Raw genomic sequence first — 7,164 nt, 5'->3', positions numbered from 1 at the left:
TGAGAGCGAATTTGTCAAAGCACCCCTGGCTCGTCTAGCGGCAGAAATTGGCGCTCCTCCCTCCCAAAAAGGCATTACCTCCGGGATGATGATGATGGCGATGCGTCACTCCCCCGGGGTGGCTCGCCCTCGTGGTGGTACAGGCGCACTAACAGAGGCTCTGGTGAAATGTGTTGTTAGTCTCGGTGGGGTGATTTTAACCGAGCAGAAGGTTAAACAGATTCTAATTGAGGAAGGAGAAGCGATCGGGGTTAGGGTGGACTCTGGACAGGAATATCTGGCAAAAGCGGGTGTTATCTCTAATATTGACGCTAGACGAGTTTTTTTACAGTTAGTCGCCTCCGCCGATGTGGATGCCGCCGATCCGGAATTGCGAGAAAGGGTAGAACGGCGAATTGTCAATAACAATGAAACAATTCTTAAAATTGATTGCGCCCTCGCCGAAGCACCAAGGTTCGAGGCTTACGATCACAAAGAGGAGTATTTACAGGGAACGATTCTCATCGCCGATTCCGTGCGTCACGTTGAACAGGCCCACGCTTTAACGATTTTGGGGCAGATTCCCGACGAAAATCCCTCGATGTACCTAGATGTACCCACTATTCTCGATCCCTCCATGGCTCCCCAAGGTAAGCATACCCTCTGGATCGAATTTTTTGCCCCCTATCAGATTGCCGGGGCCGAGGGAACAGGATTAAACGGCACGGGATGGACGGAAGAATTAAAAAATCGCGTGGCCGATCGAGTTCTTGATAAACTGGCCGATTATGCCCCAAATCTCAAATCCGCCATTATTGCCCGTCGGGTGGAAAGTCCGGCCGAATTAGCTAATCGTTTGGGTTCCTATAAAGGTAATTACTATCATCTTGATATGACCTTAGATCAGATGATTTTCCTGCGTCCTTTGCCGGAAATAGCTAACTACAAAACCCCAATTAAAAACCTTTATTTAACTGGGGCAGGAACTCACCCCGGCGGCTCAATTTCGGGAATGCCGGGGCGCAATTGCGCCCAGGTTTTCCTGCGGGATCGAAGCACTTTTCTGCAAAGATTATTCAACTAATACTAAATCCGTTGAGTATAGGCTACATATTAGGACAGGCACTCATGCAAAAGGGAGAATAAATAATCAGTTTTTAATAACCGGATTTACTATGACAACAATTTTTGATTTTTGCAGGAGAGCTATCGAGTCGAGGAATACTCGTAGTCTTCGATAATATGGAGAAGTCGCATGGCTGAACTACAGGATTCTTCTAAAATTTCCTGTTTCTCCTGAGAATCTTCGATTAAATCTTCAGATACTAGACGCAGAGAACCTAAAAGACTATTAAGACTGCTTCTCGCTTCGTAGGATAAATAAGCTTTTCTTTTTTGCTCATCTTCCCTATTCTTAGAGTCGGCCTCTTTGCTATCACTGAATTGCAGAGCGTGTAAACGGGCATAATGACCACCTTGAGCTAATAATTCCTCATGATTGCCGATTTCTGCCACTTTTCCCTTGTCCAGCACCACAATTTGATAGGCTTTTTGAACAGTGGAAAGACGGTGAGCGATCACAAGAGTAGTCCGCTCGCGACAGAGTTCATCGATCGCTTCCTGTACTAAACGCTCAGAAATTGTATCCAAAGCACTGGTGGCTTCATCGAGAATGAGAATATCTGGATCTCTGAGTAAGGCACGAGCGATCGCTAATCTTTGTTTTTGTCCCCCCGAAAGTCTCACTCCCCGATCGCCAATTTCCGTATCCAGTCCTTCCGGCAGTTTGGAGATAAACTCGTAGGCATTCGCCCTTTTTGTCGCTGCTAAAATTTCTGCATCACTAACATCGCTTAATCCGTAGGCAATATTAAAACGGAGAGAATTATTAAAGAGAAAAGTGTCTTGACTGACTATTCCCATGGCTTTTCTCAGAGATTTGATCTCATAATCCCGTAAATCGTGACCGTCAAAAAGAATCCTCCCGGCTGTAGGATCATAAAAGCGTGGTAATAAATCAGCAATTGTCGATTTTCCAGCCCCCGAAGCACCAACAAGAGCGATCATTTTTCCTTTTGGAATCCAAAGATCGATGCCCTTGAGAACTAATTCTTGATGACCAGGATAGGAAAATTGGACGTTATCAAAATGAATACCTGTCTCTAATCTTTGATAGGGAATAGAGCCATTGCTCATAAATGGTTTATTCTCTCGAATGAGAAAGTCCGCTACCACCTCTACTGCGGAAACATCACCCAATAGACTACTCCTAGCACTGTTAATTTGACTAACTATCGGCAGGGCCCGGAAAAGTACATAGAGATAGGTTAATAAAATCGTCGCTAAAGCTTGGATTTGTTCATTAAAAAGATAACGACCAGCAATGATAATTAAAGCAATAATAATTACCCCACCGATCTCATTGAGCGGAGCGATTACAGCATTATTAATCTGGGCATCTAAACCCGCTTTCTCCCGGGCTTCGATATCTTCCACGATAGATTCTAATTCGTATCTCTCATTGCCTACCGCTTTAATTAGGCGAATTCCCGTTAACAGTTCCAACAGTTTATTAGTTTGCTGTTTAGCCGTTACGGTGATAATCTCTCCAAACTTTTTCGATCTCTTGACAAAGTATTGATTAAGCAGACCTAAAAAGCCACCCAAAACACTTGAAAGAATAGTTAATTGCCAAGAAATTGATAATAAAATAACTAAGTACATGAAAGCTGTAGCGATAATCTTAATCAGGTTTATGTAATTTCTAATTGATGCTACAGCCCGATTAATCTCCGACATGAAACGATTAAAAATATCTCCTATTTTACTTTTTACATAATAATCTATATCCACTTCTAGCAGCAGAATAACTGAATCAATTCGCATATCTTTTGCCATAATTAAAGACAAGTAAGTGCCTAGCAAATTACTGACAAAATTGGTAATGTGCTTGAGAATTAAAATTCCTAATATCGCCGCAAACATCCAGAAAAAACGAGTATCGACCGAGAAAACCTCGAAAACGGAGAGCAGCTTTTTGATAATTTGGGGGGCATTTTTTAAGATATCATTTTCGGGATTAATAAAAGAAATTAGCAAAGGGATAACTAAAATAGCTCCTACCCCATTAAATACGGTACTGACAAAGCCGATAACAATGCTGGAAACCACTAATACCCAGTGTTTCAGCGTATATTTAAGGAGAATTTGCTTAGGATTCATCGCTATAAGTAAGAAAGTAAATAGTCAACGGTCAATTATCCTACTCGCTACAATCTAATATTTCCCTTCCAGAGAAGTAATTATGCCAGAGAGAGTTGTCGCCATGGCGGTGGTACTATAGGAGGCGATACAGCGCTCTCTCGCTTTTAGTCCTCGTGCATTAGCCGAGTCGAGATGATTAAAAACTTCTCTAATTATGACAGCTAGTTGCTCTGGCGATCGAGGTTCGACTAAATAGCCAATATCAGCTAAAATTTCGGGAATATCTGCCACTTTAGTGGAAATAATCGGTTTAGCCATCGCCATACCATCGGTGAGTTTAATCGGAAATTGGGCGTTAGCCGTAGCTTCATCCCTCTGGGGAACGATAATAGCATGGGCAGCGGCAATAACTTCCGGCATTCGCTCGAGCGGTTGAGCAGGTAAATGAATTAACCAAGGTTGACCTTTTTCTAGCAAACTATCCAGATAACCATCCCCGATTTGGCGACCTCCCACCACCACCAATTTAAAATCAGGATCACCAATTTGATCTAAAGCGATTAAGACATCTTCTAAACCTTTGTGAGGTCTAGCTGTACCCGGGAACATTAAGACTTTATACGCGGATAAACCGTATTTTTGACGACAAGCGACAGGATCATAGAGATTGGGATCGAAAAGTTGCGTATCCTTGCCATTCGGTAAATAAATCCCCCCATAACGCTTTTGCAAAAATTGATTATTAACCGTCACCGCATCAGCGCGGTTAATTAAATTTTCCATCCAACGCAGATAAAGAGGGTGATTCGGATCCCTAAGCGCACCATTTTTTTTGAGGATATCCCTAGCTAATTGTCGAGGATAAGGACGATAGGACCATCGATCGCCACCAAACCAACTCATTTCCCAATCGTCAATATCAAGAATTAGGGGACGTGGGGAAAAAAAACGTTTCAGTAAACCGATGCCGAAACTGGTGGGACGGGGTTTAACCGCGTAGATAATCTCTCCGGAGAGGCGATCGAGTAAAGTCTTGATCTGGCCAAAAAACTGGGGATAATTATTGCCTTTGACCGATACCACCGCTATATTCCCTGGTGGGGTGGGATAGATTTCCTGGCCAAAAATCGGACCATAAACCGTCACCTGACAGTTTAGCTGTTGCAAGACTTGAGCAATCAAATAGACTCTTGTGCCACCACCACCGGATAAATCTGGTGCTAAAACAGAGATTTTTTTGTTCATGATCGCCGCTCAATCCAGATTATCTAGCACGATAGGAGAATGTTAATCGATGTTAACGTTCTTGTCAATCTTAAACGGACTTAACATTAATACCCCCAGAGATAGACTAGACAAAGAAAACTAACATATACATAGCCGAGACGACTAACTGAGTAAACATCACCGGTAAACCGTAGCGCAGAAAGGTATGAAAACTAATTTTGCCCCCGTGTTGTTCGGCGATGCCGGCGGCGACAATATTAGAAGAAGCTCCCACTAAAGTACCATTACCTCCTAGGGTGGCTCCATACATCATCGCATAGAAAAGCGGTAAAACGGACGGGGGAAAAGAACCGGCATAATCGGGAGAAAGAACCTCCGTCCCGACTAAATTAACATTAACAAGGTACTGTTTCAGTAGTGGAACCATGGCCACCACTAGGGGAATATTCGGAACTACACTGGAAATAAAACCGACAAAAAACAGCAAGACTAGAGAACCTAAAAAGATATTTTTGCCTAAAATTATCGCCAGAAATCCCGATAAACTATTAACTACCCCAGTTTTTTCTAAGCCGCCAATTAGGACAAAAATTGACATAAAAAATAATAGGGTACTCCAGTCCACATCTCGGAGAATATTATGCACCGTATCTATCTTCGATTGCTGGGCTAAAAGTAGGGCTAAAGCTGCCCCCATCAAAGCAACAGCCGCCGGAGCAAGGGGTACGGGAAAAGATTCACCGACGACGAATAAAAATAAGACTAAAAAGACGATAATTCCCCCCAGAGCTAGGACGCGCGGATGATTAATTTGCGGATGGGGTAAGTCTTCTAAATGCTCGAATTTTGTCCGCCAGATTTTGGGGAATAACCAAGGTAACATAAGCAGAATGGTAATTACTGCCAGCGCACCACCTAAACTCAAACGCTGTAGGTATTCCATGAAGGTTATATTAATAGAATCACCGACGATATAAGTAGCGGGATCACCAACAATCGTTAATAACCCGGAACTGTTGGCCACGAAAACCATCAGGATTAAGAGCGGCACAAAATCCACACCTATATCCTGTGCCAATGGGGGAATTAAAGGTGCTAACAACATCACCGTGGTGGCGTTGGGCAATACCGCACAGATCGGGGTAGTAATGGCAACAATTCCTATTAGTAATAATTTGCCCTGTCCCTTGGCTAAAAGCACCATTTGTGCTGCTAAATAATCAAAAATTTTCGTTGGTTCAAAGGCTCTCACTAACACCATCACCCCAAAAAATAGGGCGAGAGTGCCATAACTGCGACTGATATAACCCACCGCCTCCTGGAGAGTCATGATATGGGTAAAAACTAAGATTAAAGCCCCCAGTAAAGCCGCTACGGTAATATGAAGCCACTCGAACATAATAACCACAATGACTGCAACAAAAGTCATCGCAGCAATCCACATTGGTAAAGATTCCAGCATTTTTGATCCTGTTTTTACTTTCGGTTTCTCGATAGGACTAAAAGTTTGCCCGAATGTACAGCAAACTCATAGAAAATATGGTTATCTACGGAAAATCTTAAAATTGTTGCGATCGGTAAGCTGACATGAGAATCTCCATAAACAATGTCTCCTGTAAGTTATGACTATCAAGTAGTACCAGCGACATAACTGAACCGATCAAGACATTACTAGGAATGTAGTGATGTTTCAGTCTTCCCCCCCACGCCGACGAAGTTAGCTGACGGGCTAGGATAGAGAGATATCCTTTTCTAGGCTAAAAAATCTAGAAATACGCCCCCAAATATGGTTCCTCCGCTCCGAATTTGTCTAGCTAATATCTAGCATAGAAACTTGGATTAGGCTGACTTACTCTGTTTAGTGATCCACCATAGCATACTAACCCCAAAAAAAACGATATAGCCCTATACCAGACCTATCCTGTCGGTTATCCCCCGGGTTGCTAGGATAGAACAATGATAAGCTAATAGCTAACGACTGACCGCCATAGCAGCCAAATCAGCAATTTCTATGAATAGAAGACCTCGTTATACTCCTCCCCGATCGCGCGATCGTGATTATGACCGCTCCTATGGCGATGACTCCCGCGCTTCGTCCCCTGGAGGCCTATTGGCAAAATTAAACTATGCCATGATCGCCCTGATTGGCGGTATTTTTGTACTAGGAGTGGGTCTCGGTCTGGTATTCAGTTCTACCGCTAATTTTAGCCCCGAAAACGTCGCTTCCCGAGAAGTAATCGATCGCAGCGCCCCCAATGCGGAATTATGCGTGCAATTTGGGGCTAGTGCCATTGTCACCGATTTGCGGGTTTATGTCACTCTTAACCCCTTTAACGTTTTTGTCACCCAACCAGTCATGCAACCCGGTTGCGTTTTGCGACGCAATAACTGGTCAATTTTAGAACAACAAAAATTAGTCGATGGACAGCAGGTACAAAGTTGTAAAAACCGGATGAATACCTTTGGTTATACCGGCCCCTTGGAAGGCAAACCGAAAATCGATTGTATCTTCCAAAATGAAGCCGGGGGCAATCTTTTTGTTAATCCCGCCGGTGCTGTTGGCCCCAGACCAGATACAGATAAATTCTAAACCGGAAAAGATCGTTCTCCTGACTGCTGACTCCTGACCACTGACTCCTAATTAACTAAGTAGGTGGAGGAATTAAATATAAGATGAACGTAGGTTGGGTTGAAGCATGAAACCCAACACCCGCATAGTTTACGCTACCGCTAACCCATCCTACAAATAATTGT

General features: G+C 43.3%; 5 protein-coding genes and 1 riboswitch. Of the genes, 2 read left to right on the top strand and 3 right to left on the bottom strand.

The features are described from left to right. A partial coding sequence (locus tag PX482_RS25460) for a phytoene desaturase family protein (RefSeq protein WP_288123194.1) occupies positions 1-1,063 on the top strand: 1,063 nt, incomplete at its 5' end. A 122-nt stretch (positions 1,064-1,185) separates the two neighbouring features. Here PX482_RS25460 and PX482_RS25455 read toward each other — a convergent pair. From PX482_RS25455 to PX482_RS25445, 3 genes are all read right to left on the bottom strand, one after another. Beyond that, a complete protein-coding gene (locus tag PX482_RS25455) occupies positions 1,186-3,201 on the bottom strand; it encodes an ABC transporter ATP-binding protein (RefSeq protein ID WP_288123192.1) in 2,016 nt (671 codons plus the stop codon). 54 nt (positions 3,202-3,255) lie between these two features. Continuing rightward, positions 3,256-4,428, bottom strand: a complete 1,173-nt coding sequence (locus tag PX482_RS25450) for a glycosyltransferase (protein WP_002756650.1) — start codon at positions 4,426-4,428, stop codon at positions 3,256-3,258. Positions 4,429-4,534: 106 nt separating this feature from the next. Then, entirely contained in the window at positions 4,535-5,872 is a 1,338-nt protein-coding gene (locus tag PX482_RS25445) for an ArsB/NhaD family transporter (protein ID WP_002756651.1), read from the bottom strand. A gap of 229 nt (positions 5,873-6,101) precedes the next feature. After that, positions 6,102-6,232: riboswitch (cyclic di-AMP (ydaO/yuaA leader) on the bottom strand. Positions 6,233-6,421: 189 nt separating this feature from the next. Here PX482_RS25445 and PX482_RS25440 point away from each other — a divergent pair. Further along, on the top strand, positions 6,422-7,000 hold the full coding sequence (locus PX482_RS25440; protein WP_002733879.1) for a DUF3172 domain-containing protein: 579 nt from the start codon (positions 6,422-6,424) through the stop codon (positions 6,998-7,000). Positions 7,001-7,164 lie beyond the last annotated feature (164 nt).

It is taken from the genome of Microcystis sp. M53602_WE12, assembly GCF_030065455.1.
GTDB lineage: Bacteria > Cyanobacteriota > Cyanobacteriia > Cyanobacteriales > Microcystaceae > Microcystis > Microcystis aeruginosa.
The sequence above is the reverse complement of the archived record's forward strand: the minus strand, read 5'-3'. Positions and strand labels throughout refer to the sequence as shown.